The organism is Paenibacillus solanacearum (assembly GCF_910593845.1).
In the GTDB taxonomy this organism is placed as follows: Bacteria; Bacillota; Bacilli; order Paenibacillales; family NBRC-103111; genus Paenibacillus_G; species Paenibacillus_G solanacearum.
Genome location: NZ_CAJVAS010000125.1, coordinates 1 through 685, shown reverse-complemented (window position 1 = coordinate 685; position 685 = coordinate 1). Strand labels below are relative to the sequence as shown.

Genomic DNA, 685 nt, shown 5'->3' with positions numbered 1-685 from the left:
CGTAAGGCTGGGCTGTGATGGGGAGGGAAAATTACAGTACCGAAGGTCATGAGTTCAAGCTGCCAAGAAAAGCCTCTAGCCAGGGAGAAGGTGCCCGTACCGCAAACCGACACAGGTAGGCGAGCAGAGTATGCTAAGGCGCTCGGAAGAACTCTCGTTAAGGAACTCGGCAAAATGACCCCGTAACTTCGGGAGAAGGGGTGCCTCGGTAGGGTGAATAGCCCGAGGGGGCCGCAGTGAAAAGGCCCAAGCGACTGTTTAGCAAAAACACAGGTCTGTGCGAAGCCGCAAGGCGAAGTATACGGGCTGACGCCTGCCCGGTGCTGGAAGGTTAAGGGGAGCGGTTAGGGGTAACCCGAAGCTGTGAACCGAAGCCCCAGTAAACGGCGGCCGTAACTATAACGGTCCTAAGGTAGCGAAATTCCTTGTCAGGTAAATTCTGACCCGCACGAATGGCGTAACGACTTGGGCGCTGTCTCGACGAGAGATCCGGTGAAATTTTAATACCTGTGAAGATGCAGGTTACCCGCGACAAGACGGAAAGACCCCATGGAGCTTTACTGCAGCTTGATATTGGACTTTGGTACGATCTGTACAGGATAGGTGGGAGCCTTTGAAGCCGGTGCGCCAGCATCGGTGGAGGCGCCGTTGGGATACCACCCTGATCGTATCGGAGTTCTAACCT

General features: G+C 55.0%; 1 rRNA gene. It reads left to right on the top strand.

The annotated features are described in order from the left end of the window. Positions 1–685: ribosomal RNA gene (locus tag KXG62_RS33885) — 23S ribosomal RNA — on the top strand; the annotation flags it as partial.